We start from the raw sequence: 19,766 nt of genomic DNA, 5'->3' as shown, positions 1-19,766 counted from the left end.
TCAATTACACCTGTAGGAGCGAGCTTGCTCGCGATGGTCGTGAACGATGGCACGCGCTTTCTGGATGAACGCGTTGTTCTCAGGTTCTTCGCGAGCAAGCTCGCTCCTACAGGGTTCCGGGATGGCTGAAAAATCTGTGGTCGATCAATTACAACTGTAGGAGCGCTCGCGATGGACGTGAACGATGGCACGCGTTTTCTGGATGAACGCGGTGCTCTTGGGTTTTTCGCGAGCAAGCTTGCTCCTACGTTGGCTCTGGGTTGTGATCAGTGCTTGCGCAACCACTCGATAAACAGCGCAAACAATTCCGACTGCGAGCCCACCTCCAGCTTCAAATACAGGTTCTTGCGGTGCATGCGTACGGTTTCCGGCGAGATGTTCATCTGGCTGGCGGTGGATTTCACCGAATGCCCTCGCAGGATCATGTGTGCCACTTCCCGCTCGCGCTCGGTGAGCAAGTCACTGCCGAAATGCTCGAACGCCGACTGCACCCGGTGCTTGAGATCATCGCGCAGGCCCTGGTCTTTATCGCACTGGATCTCGTGACTGCGCAGCATCCCGCGCTGGCTGAATTCGCTGATGAATTCGCGCACCAGCGGTTCGACGGCGCGCAACAGATTCAACTGTTCGACGCTGAGACATTCACCGCCGAAACCCTGATAGAGGCTGACGGAGATCTTCGTGTCATTGCCGGTATCGACGATGTAGTAGCTGTCTTCCGAGCAGCCCGCCTTCAGGTAATAGGATTTGTAATAGTCACTGTCGAAGAAATTGTCCGGGGCAATTTCCTCCAGGTGATAGAAGCCTTGCGCCAATCCCTGCTCCACCGCCAGGCAGAACGGGTCGAGCAAATAGCCCCCGGCAAAATAGCGTTCAAGAATCGAGACCTGATATTCCTGCGCAATCCCGCGCTGATGCAGCAACTGTGGCGCGCGGTCCTTGCGCTCCAGGCTGATCATCATCGACTCGACGGACACCAGCTGCGCCAACGCTGACGCCAGGTATTGCAGGGCGTCAGGCTCATCGATATGGGCGAATGCCTCGCGCATTCCCCCATGCCATTTGTGCAATGCCCCGAAGGGCATTGCGATCAGCGTATCGTCGTTTGGTTTGCTCATGCCCCGCAGTCTAGCGGGAGTGCAGCCCCTTGGTAACAGCCTGTGTGGCGAATTCATTGGCCGCCATACTGACCGCTGGCCTGAAGCTCCGCTGCCACTTCGACAATGCACTCGCGCAGGGTCTCGACGATTTCATCGACCTGGGCAAACGTCAGGATCAGCGGTGGCGACATCACGTTCAGGTGCATGATTGGCCGCACCAACAACCCCCGGGCCTGGGCCCGCACGTGGATTTTCTCGCCGATGTTGATCGCGTCGGGAAACAGCGCCTTGGTGCGTTTATCGGCGACGAACTCCACGCAGGCCATGAGTTTCTGGCAGCGCACATCCCCCACCAGCGGCAAATCCCGCAGGGTTGCCAGGCGCTCTTCCAGATAGGCACCCACCGTGTCGACATGGGCCAGCAGGTTTTCCCGTTCGATGATTTCGATGTTCTTCAGCGCCGCCGTGCAGCACACCGGATGGCCGCTGTAGGTGAAGCCGTGGGTGAAGCAGCGGCCCTTGCCCGGCTCGGCGATGACCTTCCAGATGCGGTCGGAAAAGATGCACGCGCCCAGCGGCAGGTAAGCCGAGGTCAAGCCCTTGGCGGTGGTGATGATGTCCGGCTGCACATCGAATACATCGTAGGAGGCAAAGAATTTGCCCAAACGACCGAACGAGGTCACCACTTCGTCGGCGACGAACAAAATGTCGTAGCGCTGGCACACGTCCCACATGCGCTTGAGGTAACCCTGGGGCGGAATGATCACCCCGCCCGAGCCCATGATCGGCTCGGCGAAGAAGCCGGCGACCTTGTCCGCGCCAATCGAGAGGATCTTGTCTTCGAACTCCTTGACCAGAAACTCGAGGAACTGTGCCTCGTCCATGCCGTCCGGCGCGCGGTACGGGTTCGGGTTGGAGACGTGGTGGATCAGCGGGTTGGCGTAGTCGAACTCCGGCACGCGGTCGGCGGCCTTGTTGCCGATCGACATGGTCAGGGTGGTGGAGCCGTGATAGGCGTTGAAACGCGCGATGACGTGCTTCTTCTCGGGTTTGCCCCGGCAGTTCTGATAGTACTGGATCAGCCGGTACGCGGTGTCCACGGCGGTGGAGCCGCCGGTGGTCAGGAACACATGGTCGAGGTCGCCGGGGGCCAGACTGGCGAGTTTTTCGCACAACTGGATGGCGACATTGTTCGACATGTCGGAGAACGGATTGGAGTAGGCCAGCTGGCGCACCTGATCGGCGATGGCCTCGGCCATTTCCTCGCGACCCAGGCCAATGTTGGTACACCACATGCCACCCACCGCATCGAGAAAGCGGTTGCCCTGAGTGTCGTAGATGTAGGCGCCATCACCGGCGACGATGTTCAACGAGCCCTGCTCGGCGTGTTCGTCGAACACGTGATAGCCGTGCATATGGTGAGCCTTGTCGGCCTTGACCAGCCGGGACTCGTCCGCTGGGGAAAAAACGGTGCGTGTTGGCGTCGCCATAAATAAACCTCTAACCGAAATTGACTAACGATCGAACAAATCAGATGCCGCTTTTCACGGTGCTCCAGACCCGGGTAATCGCCCGCATGTCCTTGGCATCCTGGGTTTTCTGCGGGAACAGACGCTCGCGGGTCTGGGCATCGGGGTAGATCGCCGGGTTGTCGCGTACATCGGCGTTCAACAACGGCGTGGCCGCCGCGTTACTGTTGGCGTAATTGATGAAATCACTCACATCGGCCATCACCTGCGGCTGCATCAGGTACTCGAGAAACTTGTGGGCGTTGGCGACGTGGGGCGCGTCGGCCGGGATGTACATGTTGTCGAACCAGATCAGCGAGCCTTCCTTGGGAATGAAGTACGCCAGGTTGATCTGCTTCTTGGCTTCCGCCGCGCGGGCCATGGCCGTCGCGTAATCGCCGGACCAGGTCATGGCCATGCACACGTCGCCGTTGGGCAGGCTGGTCAGGTAATTGACCGAGTCGAATTTGCGGATGTACGGCCGCACAGACAGCAGCAATTCCTGAGCGGCTTTCAGGTCCGCGGGCGCAGCGCTTCTCGGGTCGCGCCCCAGATAGGTCAAGGCCATCGGGATGACTTCGGTCGGTGCATCAAGCAGGGTCACGCCGCAATCGGCGAAGCGCGAAACGATCTTCGGGTCGAAGATCATCGCCAGCGAGCCGATCGGCGCGTCCGGCATGCGCTCCTTGATCTTGTCGACGTTGTAGGTGACGCCGTTGCTGCCCCAGGTGTAGGGCGCAGAGTACTGGGTGCCCGGGTCATAACCTTGCAGGTCCTCGAGGATCTGCGGGTCGAGGTTGGTCCAGCCCGGCAACTGCTTTTTATCCAGCGGCTGGAACACCTTGGCCTTGATCAGCGGCGGCGCCAGGGAGGCGTTCAAAACGATCAGGTCATAACCGGAATGGCCGGTGAGCAATTTGGCCTGCACCGTTTCATAGGAATCGAAAGTGTCGTAGACCACCTTGATACCGGTGGCCTTTTCGAAATCGGCGATGGTTTTTTCACCGATGTAGTCCGCCCAGTTGTAAAGCCGCAGCGTATTGCCCTCGTCCACTTGAGCGGCGTAGGCATTCAGGGTCAGCGGTACAACAAACAGACTGGAAATCACCTTAAGCAGTGTCTTGCCCATAGCCAATGCACCTTATAGCGAGTTCGGCTCTGGATGAGCGGATGCCCTCACTATTGGTCGATTCACCCGGCGCAACCATACCCCGAATGGGTGTGTGTCGTTTTTGGCACACCGGCATGGCAAAAAGCGGCAGCGCAGTTGAACCGTTTTGCCATAGATCGGGCTGGGTCCGGCGCTTAAAGTGGCAGCCTGAACCGACCCTGCGGAGCCTGCGATGACAGATTTGATCAAACACGAGCAACGCGACGGCGTGTTGACGCTGACCATCGACCGCCTGGACAAGCTCAACGCGCTGAACAACGCCATGTACACGCGACTGGCCGACCTGCTGCAGGCCGCCGACGAAGACGAGCAGACCGGCGTGATCATCATCACTGGCGGCCCGACCTGCTTCACCAGCGGCAATGACCTGGTGGACTTCCTCCAGAATCCGCCCACTCATCTGGACGCCCCGGCGTTCCACTTGATGAAAGTCGTCACGCGCCTGCAAAAGCCGCTGATCGCGGCAGTCTGCGGGGCGGCCATCGGCATCGGCACCACGTTGCTGCTGCATTGTGACCAGGTGCTGGTCACCCGCAACGCCAAGCTGCGCATGCCGTTCGTCAACATCGGCCTGTGCCCCGAATTCGGCGCCAGCCTGTTGCTGCCACGCCGCCTTGGCCATGCCCGCGCTGCGAGCCTGCTGCTGTTGGGCAACGGCCTGGACGGCAACGAAGCGGTCAATTGGGGCATTGCCAACGAAGCGTTCGACGACGGCGAGCAGTGCCTGGCGGCGGCCCTCAAGATCGCCCAGCGCTTTCTGGCCATGCCCCAGCAAGCCTTGCGCCAGTCCCGGCAGCTGATGAAACAGGCTTCCCTGGCCGAACTGGAAGCCACCCTGCGCGAAGAAAACACGCTGTTCATTCAGCGCCTGAACACCGACGAGGCGAAAACCGCCTTGAACGCCCTGCTCAATCGCAGTACAGATAAGAATCCACCGAAAGGAAACCAGCCATGAACACTCCAGAAATCTACGTCGTCAGCGCCGCCCGTACCGCCATCGGTACCTTCGGCGGTTCGCTCAAGGACGTACCACTGGCCGACCTGGCGACCACGGCCGTGAAAGCCGCCCTGGAGCGGGCCGCCGTGGACCCGGCGCTCGTTGGCCATCTGGTGATGGGCAACGTGATCCCGACCGAAACCCGCGACGCCTACATCTCCCGCGTCGCGGCGATGAACGCCGGCATCCCGAAGGAAACCCCGGCCTACAACGTCAACCGCCTGTGCGGTTCGGGCCTGCAAGCCATCATCAACGCTGCCCAGACCCTGATGCTCGGCGATGCCGACATCGTCGTCGGTGCCGGTGCCGAATCCATGAGCCGCGGCCCGTACCTGATGCCGTCCGCCCGTTGGGGGTCGCGCATGGGCAACGCCCAGGTCATCGACTACATGCTCGGCATCCTGCATGACCCCTTCCATGGCATCCACATGGGCATCACCGCCGAGAACGTCGCCGCGCGCAACGGCATCACCCGCGAAATGCAGGATGCCCTGGCCCTGGAAGACCAGAAACGCGCCGCCCATGCGATTGCCAACGGCTACTTCAGCGAGCAGATCGCGACCGTGGAAATCCAGGACCGCAAAGGCGTCAAGCTGTTCAACGTCGACGAACATCCGCGCGCCACGTCCCTGGAACAACTGGCAGCCATGAAGCCGGCGTTCAAGAAGGACGGTTCGGTCACCGCCGGCAACGCCTCGGGCCTCAACGATGGCGCCGCCGCACTGGTCATGGCCAGCGGCAACGCGGTCCAGGCCAACAGCCTGAAACCCCTCGCCCGCCTGGTCAGCTACGCCCACGCCGGCGTCGAACCGGAATTCATGGGCCTGGGCCCGATCCCGGCCACCCGCCTGGCGCTCAAGCGCGCCGGCCTGAGCGTCGCCGACCTGGACGTGATCGAAGCCAACATCGCCTTCGCCGCCCAGGCCTGTGCCGTCAGCCAGGAACTCGATCTTGATCCGGCCAAGGTCAACCCGAACGGTTCGGGCATCGCCCTGGGCCACCCGGTGGGCGCCACCGGCGCGATCATCGCCACCAAGGCCATCCACGAACTGCACCGCACCGGCGGCCGTTACGCACTGGTGACCATGTGCATCGGTGGTGGCCAGGGGATTGCGGCGATTTTCGAGCGCGTGTAATCACCCTGCCTTACGCAAAACTGTAGGAGCTGGCTTGCCAGCGATGACGACCTCAAGGACAACACGACCCTGAGGCCGCTATCGCCAGCAAGCCGGCTCCTACGGAGCGCAATCGCGCATTTCTCCTTGATGTATTTACCCGCCAACAAGTCGCATTTCGTCAATCCGCTCCCTGGATTCGCCCCCAGAACACGCAGCCGTTCCGCGCGGCCAGTGACTGATGAGATCGCTACCCACCACATCACCGACTTCGCCGTAAACCGGCTGCCACCAATCGAAATCAAAGCGGCGCCTTTTCCCCCTTGTCCAGAAAGATCTGCGCAGGCAACTCAAAGCCGCGCAACTTGAGCAACGCCAGCGGCCCTGCGCCCAGCTCAGTGCGCAGGTGCCAGGTCAGGTCGAGGCCGTCCGGGGCCCGAAGCTGCACGCGGTATTGGCTGTCGGTGTCGTTCAGCGCGGTGATTTTTGCCTGTTCGAGCAGGCGGATCAGGCCCCAGGTGCCTTCGTAATCGCCGTAAAGGCGCTCGTTGGCCAGCACGCTGATCCACAGCAAACGCGTGCCCGGATGCTGGCTGAAGCCCGGCCAGCTGAAGCGCTGCCAGCGTTCCTTCTGGTTGAAATACTCATGTTTTTCGCCGTTGAGGATGAAGGTGGTCTGCACCACGTCGCGCACCGGCTTGCCACGCAGCTCGAAGCTCAGGCCCATGCCGCCGTCGGTGTAGAGCACGTCGGCGAGGTGGCTGAGCTGGTTGATCGCCGCGAGGAACTTGGGGTTGAAGTGCAGGCCCTGGCTGTGCCGGGCGTCGGCCACCCAGCGACTGCCTTCCTTGCGCAGCACGCCGCCCAGTTGCTGCTGGAGGAACTGGTCGATGCGCCCGGCGTCGGCGCGGATCATCTGCCCGAGCATCGGTAGCGAGGCGTCGCTGCCGGTGGCGGCAAAGGGGTAGCGACCGGCGAAGGCGCCGTGCCAGTCCTTGACGATCGCCCGTTGCCACTGGCTGTTGAGGCCCGCCGTTGACGGTTGCAACACCCGTTGCCAGGCCTGCTCCAGCGGCTGCACGAACAGGGTCTGGCCGATCCCGTCCCACTCTGCACCGAGGCTGGCGGCGAGCAGATTGCCGTAGGCCTGGGTGTCGGTGAGGTCGACGCTATGCCCCTGGAACACGCTCTGCGCCAGGGCTTGAGTCATCGCCTGCGGGTTCGGCGCGTTGCTCACTTGTTGCAGCTTCAGTCGCACCCGCGTGACCCGGTTGAGGAAGGCCTGCAGGCTCAGGCGCTCGCTGTCGTTGGTGCGCTCGACGTCCTTGCCCAGCAGGCTCAGCAATGGCCCGAAGGTGGCGTCCAGCGGACCGCCCGGACCGCCGAGCGACTGCTCGATCGGCGGCACGCCGTCCTGGGCGATCAGCTTCTGCGCCGACTTGATCAACGAATCGCCCAAGGCCTGGCCGCGCGTGCCGGCCTGCCCCTGCCAGGCCAAGGTGTTCATCAGGGCGATCAGCGGCGACTGGCGCACGTCGCTCATCAGCGCCAGTTGATCAATCACCTCGCCCAGGCTGTCGACCGGTTGCCAGCGCAGGTGGTTGAGGAAATCCAGCCAGGCGTTGGCGTAGTCCTGGAAGTAGCGCTCGGTCAGGCGCTCGCGCAGTTGCTCCGGGCTCAATTCGACGGCGAGGCTGGCGGGATTGTCGCTGAGCACCCAGTCGATCTCTTCGCGACGGGCCTCGGCGATGGCGGCGATGGCCGGACGCACCTGGCCTTCCCAGGCCTGGCGAGTGAACACGCCGGGCACTTCGGCCGATGTGGTAAATAGCGCCGCTGCCTCGGTGTCGCCGACCATCTGTGGCAGGCTCAGCGCCGGATAATGGTTGGCCGCGTCATCGAGGATTTTGCGGTACAGGCTGGCTTCGCCATTGCGCTGACCGAGTTGGCCGAGCAGTACTTGGCGGGCCTGGGCCACCAGCCGGGGGTCGGCTTCGATGCGCCACTGCGGATGGCGCGCCAGTTGCTGCGCGTAGAACTGCCACAGGGTCGGCGACAGGCCCTGCCAGAGCCCCGGCGAGAACCCGGCGCGTTGCGGCTCGGCGTCGGTCAGGGCCTGGGCCAGGAACGCCGGATCGGATTTTTCCGGGCGCGCCAGCATCAGGTAGGCCTTGAGTTGCGCGTAGGCCACACCGGCACGCTTGCTGCGCTCGGGGCTGTCCGGCGGCAGTTTGACCAGCGCGTCGAGCCGCGCCTGCAAGTGGGCCACCGCCGGATCGCGCAGCAAGCGTTGATTGGCCTCGACGTAACGCGGCCACAGCGCGGCCAGCAGCGCATCGTTTTGATTCAGGCCAAAACGCTGATACCACGGCGCGCCGTGCTCGGCGCGGTAATCCAGGCGCCCGAGCTCGCGCACCAGTTCATTGAACGCGAGGAATTGTTCATCAGCGCTTTGCGATTGTTCAAGGGTGGTCAATACGGTCTGCACCTGCGCGATCTGCACGCGGTTGGTGGCGAACGACAGCAGCAGTCCGGCGCCCCAGATCACTGCCAGACCCAACACCGTTGCGTAGCCGATGCGCACGGCGCCCCAGCCCAGACGGCGGCGGTGCACGGCTTTGTCGCCGAGCACGCCCTCCCAAGGCGGCGTGACATGCCACAGACGCCCGGCATCTTTCCCGTCGGCCGGCAACGGCAGGCTGAACCACACGCCGCGCAGCGGCACGCCCCGGGCAAAGATGCGAAACATCGGCACCAACGCCTGACGCCAGCGGGCAATGCCCTCGACCTGCAGATCACGGGCCAGACGCACCAGAAAGTCGTTACCCATCGAATCTTGCATCTGCCCCCAGCCGGCGTTGCGCAGGGGTTGTACCAGGTTGTCCAGAGCGCCTTCCACCGCCTGCGGCGTCACGGGGATGGGCAGCAGGCAACCGACCGGTTGAGTCGGGCGCTTGTCCTGTTTCCATTTGCTGTCGCAGACCTGCCACAGGTGCAGCGGCAGCTGCCAGCGCAGCCGGCGTGCCAGGGTTTGCAGGTGGCGTATGCCGTGGTCCATGGCGCGAGGGTCGGCGCTTTGTGGTTTGTTGAGGGCCCAGATGACGCCGTCGAGGGGGCGCCAGCGGGTCAGGCTTTGCCACGGGGCTAAGCGATCATCATCGAATTCGCTCTGGATATTGCCGCCCCAGAGCAGGATGGTGTCGTGGCCGGCCAGCCATTTTTTTGCTTTCAGATCAGGGGCGATGGCTTCGACCTGCTCGGATTCGCCGACGACCAACAGAAAGCGGACCTTTGGCCGTTTGAGAAAACTGTAGTTCTCGCGCAGGTGCTCCTTTAATTCGGGGAGCCACGAAATGTCGGGGGAATCGGTCGGTTTGCTCAAGGGTGGAACCGGTGTTTCAGCGACCGTTCCGATTATCCGATTCGACCGAGTCACTGCCAGCCGATCCCAAGCCAGCAGAATGGCCGGGCAGGTCCAGCCGATGGCAAACCAGATGCCGAAACCGTACAGCGCCAAGTCTTTGAGCGACAGTTGCGGCCAGCCGAAGTGGGTGCCACTCAAGGCATACAACAGACAACCCAGTATCACCAGTAATGCCAGGATCAGCAGATACCCCAATCCCACGCGAATCAAAGAACCCTTGTACTTTGCGTTATTCATTGCCATGAGGCACCGCCACTCCAATAGCCAATCGCTTGTTTCCATCCTGACTCAGCCAACCGCAAGGCTGTCCGGCCTTCCCCGCCTGCAACAGTGCCAGGGACATACCAATGAATGGTGCGATATGCGCCAGTAACCCCCAGTGTCTTGCCAATTGATGTTCACCTGCGGACCACCCTCCTTCCACGAAGGCTTCCTGGCTTTCCTTATCCATTGCAAGACAGGCTGGGGGGGCCGAGTCGATCCCGGCATATCGCTGCATTTGTGTACAGAGGCCGATGGCTGTCTGGTGCGTCTCATTCAAGTATTCTCCCCGGTGCAACACCTGGCGCCCCTGCCAACTCACCAGCCAGAGAAAGCCCGCCTCGCCGGGCAGTACTGTGCCTTCAGCACTTTCGACCGACATCACGCCAGCGCACAGCACCCAATCATCCTTGTCACGACAATCGTGGTAAAAGGCATCGATCAGGGCGTCCAAATCGGTCAGATCGCCCAAAGATAAGCGCACTTCTGGCAGCACCACGCCCCCCTTGCCCAGTGCCGTTGTGAACGCGGTCTGGCTGCCCTCATCCCCCATCCAGGCAACACCTCGCAATGTCGGCCAACGTTCTTTCAATTCAGGAAGTTCAAGGGTCATCCGAGCCAGGTAGCGAGCCAACGCCGGGCCACGCAGGGCGTTTTTGTTCAGCGAGAGCGGGCAACAAAGCCGTACCTGTGAGGCCTCCCGCAGTTTCGATGGCTTCGGCAAAGAAGTGCCCGACATCAACCCTTGGTAATTTTCCTGAACATCGCCCGCCGGACCAATCAACCACACCCGCTGCACCGGCAAGCCCAGACTGCGGCGCCTCCACCAGCGCTGAACCGAGGCGTCCACGGTACGGTGATACACGCCGTTGCCGAACAGGTCGATTTGCCATGCCAACACGCGCAGGGCCAATGCCAACGCCCAACACAACGGCAGCACGGCGCTCCATAACCACAGCTCCAGCCGTGGGTGCTCCTCAGGCCACAGCGTCAGCAAGACGACCGCCTGCACGCCCCATAGCCACAGCAAAGCCAACCACCAGCGCCGCCACCGTGGCGCGCTGGGCGCCACGACTTCGGGGTACTCCGGGGGCCGATTCATGGCACCACCCCGATTGAAGAGACCGCCAGGGTGCTGACCAACCGGCAGCCACAGTCACAGCGGTAGCCATCCAGCGCCAACAGTTTGCCTTCCATGATGAAACCCGAGGCGCCCTCGCTGATATGCGTCATGCCGTGTTTGTCGCAGCGCACCTTGTCGCCCATACAAGCCACCGGCATGCCGAAGGCTTCGAAGTGACCTTCCAGCACCTCGCCGCCATAAGGGCGCAGCGGATCGCCCCTACGCACCAGGGGCATCATGACACCACCTCCTTCACCCGCTCGACCAACCCGCCACTGCGGGTCAGATAGTCGAGCATGTTCTCCATGCGCAACGCGTCTTCGGCTTTGATGATGGCCTGCTTTTGCTGCGCCACGACCTGGCCGATGGCCAAGGTCGATTTCAGGATCTGCTCCGCGCCCGGCAGGAAGGGTTCCACCTCGCCGGTGGCGGCGTTGATCACCTGATAACCCACTGATGCCGCGACCATCGTCCCGGCAAAGGCTTTGCCGCCGTAACGACGAATGCTGTACGCCCCGCCCAACACCAGGGCAATGCCCACCATGCGTCCAGCCACCACGACCGGCGTCAGGCGCTTGTTGGATTCATCGCCGAAATACACCGCGCGATAACGGAAGTAATCACCAAACATCTCCCGCGAGCTCATGAAGTCATGCAGGAACCAGGCGCGGGAGTCGTGTACCTGATCGTCGAACAAGGCGACCAACGCAGCCATTGGCGCTGAGTCACTCACTTCAAACTGATTGGCCCAGTGTTCGGTGAACAGTTCCTTGGCGCGCAACTCTCCGGCCGCCTTGATCTGCGCGTACTCGCGCTGCTCATCATCCTCGCTGAGCAGATACACCGTGTCCCTCAGCACGCCATCGAATACCAATCCTCCAAAGCTGGTCTGATCGCGGCGCCACTGCTGATAGTCGTGCTCGAACTCGACGGCGGCCTCGCGGATTTGCTGTTGGTCCAGCACCGGTTCGTAAGGCGGTCGGCCGGCAATGGTGGCCAGATTTTGCGTTTCGACGGGTTGGCCTCGGACGCGCGCGCGGGCCTCTTTGGCCTTGTCTATTTCCTCCTGCCGTTTGGCTTTCTGCTCGGCTTGCAGTGTCGCGTTGGTTTGCACGGCCTGGCCGTAAAAAGGCTGATTGGCATAACTGCCCCGGGCGAAACGCTCGATGCGCCAACCGGTGAGCCAGGCCAGTTGCGCGGCCATGGTGTCTTCCAGGTTGTGGCCAAGGCGAAGGGGGTCGCTGGTGGTTGGAGGTGAGGTAGGGTCTTCGTCGAGAGCCAGGGTGGTGCGCCAGGCGTTGAAGCGGTTGACAAGCGTTGGGCTGAAGTCGAATTCGTTACCGGTACCGGGTTCCATCTTTCGCGATGGCTGAATCTGCTGCAGCTCATCTGGAACCATTGCCTCGGGCACTGTTAATGGCGCACCCGCTGCGAAGGCCGCTGCATACAAGTCGTGCAGGACAATCTGCGACAACAACTCGCCTGCTCCGCCACGGGCCTTGCCCTGATCCCCCGGCGGGTAACCACCGCCCACGTCCGAATGCATGCCGGGGTAAACCACTTCAGTGGCATAGGGCGGGTAACGGCCATCGGCATAACGGATCGAATCCAGCGGGAAACACAGACGCTGCTCATGGGCAGCGACAAAATGCCGGCAGTCCTTGATCCATTCGGGGAAACGCCCGGTATCGGGCAGTGATTGAGTGCCATCGGCCCAGTCCATATGCCCTTCGGCGAAGGGCGCGGCACGGGCGCTGCCCACCGAGGCCACGGTGTCCAGCAGGCCGAGGAATTCGATGCTTAACGGCAAACCCAGCAGCTTTTGCTCCGGGCGTTCGGCGCCTTGCGGGGTATCGAACAGCTCGCTCAACCAGGTGACGAAGGTGCGCGCCTCGGCGGCCCCCCGGGAGAAGCCGTAAACGAACAACTTGATCGCCAGCACCGTGGGTTGCGCCGTCGCCACCTTGGCCCGCAACGGCTCCAGCAGCGAAGCCATGGCCTGGCGGCGGCTGCTTTTGCCCAATGCGGTCATGGGCCAGGTGGTGGCCATGGCTTTGAGCTTGGTCTGGGCAACCGGCAGCGCCAAGCCCTTCTTGTTATCTAGCGCAAAAGACAACGCATCGGCGATTCTCAGCAATCCCCAATTGATCCGGTCCTCGCCCCGGTTGGCAAACGCCATCCCCATGGTACTGAAGTCCAGTTCGCCAATTTCAGGAAAGGGGGTGCCCACGCCGGGGATGTAATAGCGGAAATAACCGCTTTGCGGTTGAAGAATACTGGCGTGAAACAGCCGCGCGATGTTGGTCGGGTGAGGCGGCTCTGCCTTGTGGGTATCATAGGGTTCGTTGTTATTGGTGCCATCGAAAAACAGGCTGATGTGCAGGGCCCGCGCGCAGGTGGAGGCGCCGCGAAACCCGCGTTGGGCATTTAATTTTTGACGGTACAACTCCACTTCAGCCGTTTGCCGTTGGTAATTAGCCCTTACCGCTTCAGAGTCGCTAGGTAAACGCCCTGCTTTGGGAAACAGGGCCGGGACATATACAGAATCACGATTCTTTACTTCGGACATACGGCTGGCTCCTGCATGTTCAGAGGTTCCTTGATCGGACTGTTGGGTGACGGGTAGCGCCAGCAGGAAGTGGACACTTTGACCTGATGACAAGGTAGAAAATGCACTTCCAACGCACACAGTTCGTCTTCATAGGGCGGAAGTTCCACAATCGCAGTGTGTTGCTGGTACTTGGTTTTATGCTCGGCATAAGCAGCCCGATACTCATCAGTTCCCAAGGGTGGTAATCGGGCATTAGAGTTTGGATCAGTTTCCCACTCCACTTTGAACTTCAAACCCGGCGACCATTGGCTGGGCAACATCACACAACACACCCCCCCCCCATAACCATTAGGACTGGCATTGCCCCCCCCATAACCATTCACCATGAAGTAATTAATAGCCGCCGACGTGTGATTAACCCCATTCAAATCCCCGGCCAGGAATTTCGGAGTCCCCGGAGAACACCCGGCCAGCAACAACAGCAAACTCCCGACAGCCCATTGCCGCCCAACCTTCCCTTTCTCATTACTCATTAAACGCCTCCCTGTTTATTAAGTTGCGCACGAAAAATGCCTGCGGCAGGCAACTTTCGTTCACCACCTTTTCTTGAAACGGAAAACACAGACGTTGCTCATGGGCGGCGACGAAGTGCCGGCAGTCCTTGATCCATTCGGGGAAACGCCCGATATCGGGCAGCGCTTGCGTGCCATAGGCCCAGTCCATATGCCCTTCGGCAAAGGGCGCGGCACGGGCGCTGCCCACCGAGGCCACGGTGTCCAGCAGGCCGAGGAATTCGATGTTCAACGGCAGGCCCAACAGCTTTTGCTCCGGGAGTTCGACGCCTTGCGGGGTATCGAACAGCTCGCTCAACCAGGTGACGAAAGTACGCGCCTCGGCGGCGCCCCGGGAAAAGCCATAGACGAACAACTTGATCGCCAGCACCTTGGGTTGCGCCGTCGCGACCTTGGCCCGCAACGGCTCCAGCAGCGAAGCCATGGCCTGGCGGCGGCTGCTTTTGCCCAAGGCGGTCATGGGCCAAGTGGTGGCCATGGCTTTGAGCTTGGTCTGGGCGACTGGTAAATCCAGCCGCTGCTTGTTGTTGAGGCTAAAGGACAACGCATCTGCAATGCGCAGCAATCCCCAGTTGATCCGATCCTCGCCACGGTTAGCGGCTGCCATGCCGAGTATGCTGTAATCCAGCTCGCCGATTTCAGGAAAGGGGGTGCCCACGCCAGGGATGTAATAGCGAAAGTAGCCGCTTTCCGGCTGAAGAATGCTTGCGTGAAAAAGCCGTGCAACATTGGTCGGGTGTCGCGGCTCGGCCACACGGGTGTCGTTGTGCTCGTTGTTATTAGTGCCATCGAAAAACAAGCTGATGTGCAACGCGCGCGCGCACGTGGAAGCCCCACGAAATCCGCGCTGGGCATTTAACTCCTGGCGATACAACTCCACTTCAGCCGTTTGCCGTTGGTAATTCTCCCTTACCGCTTCAGGATCGCTGGGTAAACGCCGCTCCTTGGGAAATAGGGCCGGGACATATACAGAATCACGATTCTTTATTTCGGACATACGGCTGGCTCCTGCATGTTCAGAGGTTCCTTGATCGGATAGGCAGGTTGACCATAAGCCATGCAGGCAGTGGTAGCCTTAACCTGATTACAAGGTAAAAAATGAATTTTTAACGAACACAAATTCTCTGCTTCATATGGTGGAAGCTCCACGATGGCAGTGTGTCTTCCGTAATTGGCTTCATGTTTAGCCAATGCAGATTCATCAAAATTAAACCCATCGGGTTTACGTTTAATTTTTTCATAGGGGGCTGGATCAGTTTCCCACTCCACTTTGAACTTCAAACCCGGCGACCATTGGCTGGGCAACATCACACAACACACTCCCCCCCCGTATCCATTAGGACTGGCATTGCCCCCCCCATAACCATTTACCGAAAAACTATTGATGGCTGCGGACGTATGGTTAACCGCATTCAAATTACCGCCCAAATATTTTGGCGTCCCCGGAGAGCACCCGGTCAGCAACAACAGCAAACTACCGACAGCCCACTGCCGCCCAGCCTTCCCTTTCTCATTACTCATTAAAATCCTCCCTGTTTATTAAGTTGCGCACGAAAAATGCCTGCGACAGGCAACTTTCGTTCACCACCTTTTCTTGAAACGGGAAACACAAACGCTGCTCATGGGCGGCGACGAAGTGCCGGCAGTCCTTGATCCATTCGGGGAAACGCCCGACATCGGGCAGCGCTTGCGTGCCATCGACCCAGTCCATATGCCCTTCGGCAAAGGGCGCGGCACGGGCGCTGCCCACCGAGGCCACGGTGTCGAGCAGGCCGAGGAATTCGATGCTCAACGGCAGGCCCAACAGCTTTTGCTCCGGGCGTTCGGCGCCTTGCGGGGTGTCGAACAGCTCGCTCAACCAAGTGACGAAGGTGCGCGCCTCGGCGGCCCCCCGGGAAAAGCCATAAACGAACAACTTGATCGCCAGCACCGTGGGTTGCGCCGTCGCGACCTTGGCCCGCAACGGCTCCAGCAACGAAGCCATAGCCTGGCGACGGCTGCTTTTGCCCAAGGCGGTCATGGGCCAGGTGGTGGCCATGGCTTTGAGCTTGGTCTGGGCGACCGGCAGATCCAGCCGCTGCTGGTTGTTGAGGCTGAAGGACAACGCATCGGCAATGCGCAGCAGTCCCCAGTTGATCCGGTCCTCGCCCCGGTTGGCGAACGCCATGCCCATGGTACTGAAGTCCAGTTCGCCAATCTCAGGAAAGGGGGTGCCCACGCCGGGGATGTAGTAACCAAAATAACCGTTTTCCGGTCGATCCAGACTGGCGTGAAACAGCCGCGCAATATTGGTCGGATGGGGCGGCTTGGCCTTGTGGGTGTCGTAGGGCTCGTTATTTTTGGTGCCATCGAAAAACAGGCTGATGTGCAAGGCGCGCGCGCAGGTGGAGGCGCCGCGAAACCCGCGTTGGGCATTTAATTTTTGACGGTACAACTCCACCTCAGCCGTTTGCCGTTGGTAATTGGCCCTCACCGTTTCAGGGTCGCAGGGCAAACGTCCTGCGTTGGGAAACAGGGCCGGGACATGTACAGAATCACGATTCTTTACTTCGGACATACGGCTGGCTCCTTCATATTTAAAGGATCGTTAATTGGATATCCAGGCTGGCCGTAAGCCATACATGCCGTGGTGGCCCTAACCTGATTACAGGGTAAAAAATGAATTTTTAACGAACACAAACTCTCTGTTTCATAAGGCGGAAGTTCCACAATCGCAGTGTATTGCTGGTACTTGGCCTTATGTTCGGCGTATGCATCTGGATCGAATCCATAACCCGATGTTTTACGTTTTATTTTTGCGTTTGGATTCGGGTCGGTTTCCCACTCCACTTTGAACTTCAAACCCGGCGACCATTGGCTGGGCAACATCACACAACACACTCCCCCCCCGTACCCATTAGGACTGGCATTGCCCCCCCCGTAACCATTTACCGAAAAACTATTGATGGCTGCGGACGTATGGTTAACCGCATTCAAATTACCGCCCAAATATTTTGGCGTCCCCGGAGAGCACCCGGCCAGTAACAACAGCAAACTACCGACAGCCCATTGCCGCCTGACATTCCCTTTTTCTTTACTCATTAAACGCTTCCCTGTTTATTAAATCGCGTACGACAAACACCTGGAATGATTTTTTTCGCTTAAAACCTACATATACCCGCAACAAACACATTGGCTACGCGTAGATACAGACACCCTTTAAACCACAGACAACCCGCCCACTTAATACGTATGTGAACTTGGACTCCAGCGCGGCTCAACCGAAAACCTTACATCCAGATATTTTATAGCTGGCGAAATTGAAACTTTACTTTCCTTGTCTTCTACCCCTTGCCTACCATCATAAAAAACAAAAGTATTATTATTTGAATGCAGCCAATCGTTTACTTTTGAGCTATTGGCAGAAGACGCAGAAAACTTATCCGGAAAAATAAACCTAATTTTTACATCATCATAACGCTCTCCATAATACATCCACATTGAATCAGGCAAGTACCCTTTGAAGGCCGGTATATAAGCTGCCATCGAAGCATCAACAAGGGAAGCACCCTCAACATATAATATCAGGTCTTTTTTAGTGCCATTCTTATACCTTACCCCATACCTAATTGATTGTGCAGAAGATCGGAAGCTTTTTGAACCACCAAAGTCAAACTTGATATACCCATGATTCGGCTCCATTCTCGCCTGAATATCAGTCATTTCTTCTTTTCTATCTGCACGCGCGTAGTCATGGGGAATGCTCAGCGTATCGACTGCCAGATCGACTGGAATACTGGCCAGCACGACAACCGGACAAACAATTGTTATATAACAAAGCACGGATGCAAGATCCGCATTAAATGTTAGTACCTAAACATCTGTTACTACCCCCCTGTAATAATCTGCATCGCTGGCAAACCCAAGTTTTCAACCCGTGCCGCATTTGTTCCGCACCCCATAAGAGATGAGACAAGCAGCCCCACCAATATTAATTTCGCTATAAACTTAGTCACTCTTGTTCATCTCCAATCGCACCAGACAACACAGCAAATTTGTCCACCGCATAAGCATTCAAATCCCCGAAATAATTTTCGCAACTTGCTTGAAGCACAACGTGGTAACAACGAACAAAACACTCCTCACTGGATAGTTGTGAAAACGCTTTCACTGCAATACCGATCAACTTTTGCGCATCACTGATGCAGCCCAACCGATCAAATTGCGTATCCGTCAGTACAACCGGAGTGTTTACTTCCTCGAGCACCTGATCCGAGCCATAAGTGCCCGGTTGCCAGGCGATCCGTTGATCCCGATCCAGCCAACTCCAGAACAGCGCCAGGCTCAGAAACCGTTGTTTCTGTTCCGAGTCCAGGACGCTTGCGAACAATTGCGGAAGCACACGCGGGTCGTAGAAACGCAGCAAGCCAGACTGTCCTCCCCATTCAAGCTGTGAAAGCCCTTGCAGGGTCTTGGTCAGAACATCGAACGGAATGGGGGAAATCAACAACATGAGCCTCGGCATGTGTCCCATCTGCTCAATGATTTCTTCCAGCCAGGCTTTATGGTGCCAATCGTTCAGGCTGATGCGCATCAGGATCGGCGCATGAGGTAACAGCGTTTCTTCTGGAGTGGCACTGAAAAATGAAAACCAGGGAATGGCTGGTTCGATGGCTTCAAGTGCTGGCAGCAAGGAAATATCGGAGCCCGCTTGGTCGACGATTAAATCAACATGATCGAGGTCCGCTGCACGGCACAGGCCTTCCAACTGGTCGATCCACTGTTCATAAATTTCTTGCATTTATCATCTCCCACTGACCGTGCGCATAACTGCACCGGCAGCCTCGGCTTGAGCAATTTTCAGACACTCTTCACACACCGACTTCGGCAACACCATCAACGGAAAACTCTGGCCGCCAGGCCCCTCCCAGATATGCTGCCCACGAGACGTCAGCTTGGTGGAGCTTTCCTGAGTGATGCCGTCGCTCGGGTCGATGCGGAAGAAATTGTCTCCACTGGCCAACGTGATGCCTTTAGCGGCCGTCAACAGCAGATGGCCCTGCACCGACTGCATCGTGATGTCCTGCTGAGCAATCAGATTCAGTAGATCGCCGTGGGATTCGATTTCCAGTGGGCCCTTGCCGGAGACCAGGCGCATGCCTTCCTCCTGGCTCAACAGGGAAATGCTTTTCCTGGCGTGTGCCGACAGGCGTTGGTCGGCGGCGAGATTGATTTCGTCCTGGCTTTGCAGGTACATCGCATCGCCGCTGTTGAGCAACAGACCGGCCGGTGTGACCGCGCCGATGCCTTTGGGTGCGCTGAGGAGGATGGCCGGGGCGGACAAGTCTTTGGCGTCCGCTTGTAGTTGGTGCAGACCGTCGATGGCGGGGGGGCGATTGTGATGGGACTGGGCAATTTCCTGCCAATCGGCCATTTGCTGCCGGGCGCCTTCGATCTGGCTGGTGGCCGGCGCCATGGCGAGTACATCGTCAGTGGCCTTGACCTGTTCATCGGCACTGATGAACAGGCCTTTGCCCGCGCGCAAACTGCCCCAATCATCCGTACGCAGCTCAAACCCTTCACCACGTTTCTTCCGCTGGCCATCCACCAGATGCCCCAGATTCAGCTGACTCTTGCCGCCATACTCGGTACTGAGCTTGATGTGCTCCTGCCCCCGCGTGTCATCCAGGCGCAACTTGTTGTTGGCCGGCGTGCGCAGCACGTTGCGGTGGTCGTTGCGCTGGGTCACCAGGTCGGGGTGCTGATCGTCGTGCAGGGCGTGGGCGATGTAGGGGCGGTCCGGGTCGCCCTGTTCGAAGGCGATGGCCACTTCGGTGCCGGCGATCAGTGGCAGGTGCAGGCCGTAGGTGTCGCCGGCGTAGGCGCGGGCCTGGCGCAGCCATTTGCTTTCGCGGCCGGCGGGCCAGGTGTCGCGGTCGAAGAGGAACTTGACCCGGTAGCGCCC

The 19,766-nt window shown here is 59.4% G+C and carries 17 protein-coding genes; 2 read left to right on the top strand and 15 right to left on the bottom strand.

Annotation, left to right across the window (positions count from 1 at the left end):
* Nucleotides 1-266 precede the first annotated feature (266 nt).
* Genes B0D71_RS14035 through B0D71_RS14025 form a run of 3 tightly spaced genes read right to left on the bottom strand, consistent with a single transcriptional unit; the run spans nt 267 to nt 3,737 of the window.
* Complete coding sequence (locus tag B0D71_RS14035) at nt 267-1,175, bottom strand: helix-turn-helix domain-containing protein (RefSeq protein ID WP_103395289.1); 909 nt, start codon at nt 1,173-1,175, stop codon at nt 267-269.
* The gene (locus B0D71_RS14030; protein ID WP_103395288.1) at nt 1,172-2,590 is read right to left on the bottom strand and encodes an aminotransferase; all 1,419 of its coding nucleotides are present in this window, start codon (nt 2,588-2,590) and stop codon (nt 1,172-1,174) included. The genes B0D71_RS14035 and B0D71_RS14030 overlap by 4 nt, the downstream gene beginning before the upstream one ends.
* Nucleotides 2,591-2,630: 40 nt before the next feature.
* Nucleotides 2,631-3,737, bottom strand: coding sequence for a polyamine ABC transporter substrate-binding protein (locus B0D71_RS14025; protein ID WP_103395287.1), 1,107 nt, complete (start codon nt 3,735-3,737; stop codon nt 2,631-2,633).
* A gap of 214 nt (nt 3,738-3,951) precedes the next feature.
* Here B0D71_RS14025 and B0D71_RS14020 point away from each other — a divergent pair, with 214 nt between their 5' ends.
* Nucleotides 3,952-4,734: an enoyl-CoA hydratase-related protein gene (locus B0D71_RS14020; protein WP_103395286.1), complete on the top strand. Its 783-nt coding sequence runs from the start codon at nt 3,952-3,954 to the stop codon at nt 4,732-4,734.
* The gene (locus B0D71_RS14015) at nt 4,731-5,912 is read left to right on the top strand and encodes an acetyl-CoA C-acyltransferase family protein (RefSeq protein ID WP_103395285.1); all 1,182 of its coding nucleotides are present in this window, start codon (nt 4,731-4,733) and stop codon (nt 5,910-5,912) included. The genes B0D71_RS14020 and B0D71_RS14015 overlap by 4 nt, the downstream gene beginning before the upstream one ends.
* 280 nt (nt 5,913-6,192) lie before the next feature.
* Here the strand turns inward: B0D71_RS14015 and B0D71_RS14010 are convergent, their stop codons facing one another.
* From B0D71_RS14010 to B0D71_RS13955, 12 genes are all read right to left on the bottom strand, one after another.
* The gene (locus tag B0D71_RS14010) at nt 6,193-9,552 is read right to left on the bottom strand and encodes an ImcF-related family protein (RefSeq protein ID WP_103395745.1); all 3,360 of its coding nucleotides are present in this window, start codon (nt 9,550-9,552) and stop codon (nt 6,193-6,195) included.
* A complete protein-coding gene (locus B0D71_RS14005) occupies nt 9,545-10,534 on the bottom strand; it encodes a hypothetical protein (RefSeq protein WP_103395744.1) in 990 nt (329 codons plus the stop codon). The genes B0D71_RS14010 and B0D71_RS14005 overlap by 8 nt, the downstream gene beginning before the upstream one ends.
* Before the next feature lie 140 nt (nt 10,535-10,674).
* On the bottom strand, nt 10,675-10,938 hold the full coding sequence (locus tag B0D71_RS14000) for a PAAR domain-containing protein (RefSeq protein WP_103395284.1): 264 nt from the start codon (nt 10,936-10,938) through the stop codon (nt 10,675-10,677).
* Complete coding sequence (locus B0D71_RS13995) at nt 10,935-13,268, bottom strand: T6SS phospholipase effector Tle1-like catalytic domain-containing protein (protein WP_103395283.1); 2,334 nt, start codon at nt 13,266-13,268, stop codon at nt 10,935-10,937. Before B0D71_RS13995 ends, B0D71_RS14000 begins: the two co-directional genes overlap by 4 nt.
* Nucleotides 13,256-13,783 carry a Tli1a family immunity protein gene (locus B0D71_RS13990; protein ID WP_103395282.1) on the bottom strand — a complete coding sequence of 176 codons (528 nt, stop codon included), beginning with the start codon at nt 13,781-13,783 and terminating at the stop codon, nt 13,256-13,258. Before B0D71_RS13990 ends, B0D71_RS13995 begins: the two co-directional genes overlap by 13 nt.
* On the bottom strand, nt 13,776-14,819 hold the full coding sequence (locus tag B0D71_RS13985; RefSeq protein ID WP_103395281.1) for a phospholipase effector Tle1 domain-containing protein: 1,044 nt from the start codon (nt 14,817-14,819) through the stop codon (nt 13,776-13,778). The genes B0D71_RS13990 and B0D71_RS13985 overlap by 8 nt, the downstream gene beginning before the upstream one ends.
* Nucleotides 14,807-15,343 (bottom strand): Tli1a family immunity protein, encoded by a 537-nt coding sequence (locus B0D71_RS13980; protein ID WP_103395280.1) that lies wholly within the window; start codon nt 15,341-15,343, stop codon nt 14,807-14,809. Before B0D71_RS13980 ends, B0D71_RS13985 begins: the two co-directional genes overlap by 13 nt.
* The gene (locus B0D71_RS13975) at nt 15,336-16,379 is read right to left on the bottom strand and encodes a phospholipase effector Tle1 domain-containing protein (RefSeq protein WP_103395279.1); all 1,044 of its coding nucleotides are present in this window, start codon (nt 16,377-16,379) and stop codon (nt 15,336-15,338) included. The genes B0D71_RS13980 and B0D71_RS13975 overlap by 8 nt, the downstream gene beginning before the upstream one ends.
* Nucleotides 16,367-16,903 carry a Tli1a family immunity protein gene (locus B0D71_RS13970; RefSeq protein WP_103395278.1) on the bottom strand — a complete coding sequence of 179 codons (537 nt, stop codon included), beginning with the start codon at nt 16,901-16,903 and terminating at the stop codon, nt 16,367-16,369. Before B0D71_RS13970 ends, B0D71_RS13975 begins: the two co-directional genes overlap by 13 nt.
* A gap of 141 nt (nt 16,904-17,044) precedes the next feature.
* On the bottom strand, nt 17,045-17,644 hold the full coding sequence (locus tag B0D71_RS31460; protein ID WP_205886001.1) for a YceK/YidQ family lipoprotein: 600 nt from the start codon (nt 17,642-17,644) through the stop codon (nt 17,045-17,047).
* A 169-nt stretch (nt 17,645-17,813) separates the two neighbouring features.
* Nucleotides 17,814-18,602, bottom strand: coding sequence for a toxin Tle1 chaperone Tla1 (locus B0D71_RS13960; protein ID WP_103395277.1), 789 nt, complete (start codon nt 18,600-18,602; stop codon nt 17,814-17,816).
* Nucleotides 18,603-18,605: 3 nt separating this feature from the next.
* Nucleotides 18,606-19,766 (bottom strand): type VI secretion system Vgr family protein (locus tag B0D71_RS13955; protein ID WP_133160937.1); only part of this gene is annotated, 1,161 nt, incomplete at its 5' end.

Source organism: Pseudomonas laurylsulfativorans, assembly GCF_002906155.1.
GTDB lineage: Bacteria > Pseudomonadota > Gammaproteobacteria > Pseudomonadales > Pseudomonadaceae > Aquipseudomonas > Aquipseudomonas laurylsulfativorans.
The sequence above is the reverse complement of the archived record's forward strand: the minus strand, read 5'-3'. Positions and strand labels throughout refer to the sequence as shown.

Bases quoted from the DNA above. Each gene is read 5' to 3' on its own strand.
- B0D71_RS14035 (WP_103395289.1), bottom strand. From the start codon at position 1,175: ATGAATTCGCCACACAGGCTGTTACCAAGGGGCTGCACTCCCGCTAGA.
- B0D71_RS14030 (WP_103395288.1), bottom strand. From the start codon at position 2,590: ATGGCGACGCCAACACGCACCGTTTTTTCCCCAGCGGACGAGTCCCGG.
- B0D71_RS14025 (WP_103395287.1), bottom strand. From the start codon at position 3,737: ATGGGCAAGACACTGCTTAAGGTGATTTCCAGTCTGTTTGTTGTACCG.
- B0D71_RS14020 (WP_103395286.1), top strand. From the start codon at position 3,952: ATGACAGATTTGATCAAACACGAGCAACGCGACGGCGTGTTGACGCTG.
- B0D71_RS14015 (WP_103395285.1), top strand. From the start codon at position 4,731: ATGAACACTCCAGAAATCTACGTCGTCAGCGCCGCCCGTACCGCCATC.
- B0D71_RS14010 (WP_103395745.1), bottom strand. From the start codon at position 9,552: ATGAATAACGCAAAGTACAAGGGTTCTTTGATTCGCGTGGGATTGGGG.
- B0D71_RS14000 (WP_103395284.1), bottom strand. From the start codon at position 10,938: ATGATGCCCCTGGTGCGTAGGGGCGATCCGCTGCGCCCTTATGGCGGC.
- B0D71_RS13995 (WP_103395283.1), bottom strand. From the start codon at position 13,268: ATGTCCGAAGTAAAGAATCGTGATTCTGTATATGTCCCGGCCCTGTTT.
- B0D71_RS13990 (WP_103395282.1), bottom strand. From the start codon at position 13,783: ATGAGTAATGAGAAAGGGAAGGTTGGGCGGCAATGGGCTGTCGGGAGT.
- B0D71_RS13985 (WP_103395281.1), bottom strand. From the start codon at position 14,819: ATGTCCGAAATAAAGAATCGTGATTCTGTATATGTCCCGGCCCTATTT.
- B0D71_RS13980 (WP_103395280.1), bottom strand. From the start codon at position 15,343: ATGAGTAATGAGAAAGGGAAGGCTGGGCGGCAGTGGGCTGTCGGTAGT.
- B0D71_RS13975 (WP_103395279.1), bottom strand. From the start codon at position 16,379: ATGTCCGAAGTAAAGAATCGTGATTCTGTACATGTCCCGGCCCTGTTT.
- B0D71_RS13970 (WP_103395278.1), bottom strand. From the start codon at position 16,903: ATGAGTAAAGAAAAAGGGAATGTCAGGCGGCAATGGGCTGTCGGTAGT.
- B0D71_RS13960 (WP_103395277.1), bottom strand. From the start codon at position 18,602: ATGCAAGAAATTTATGAACAGTGGATCGACCAGTTGGAAGGCCTGTGC.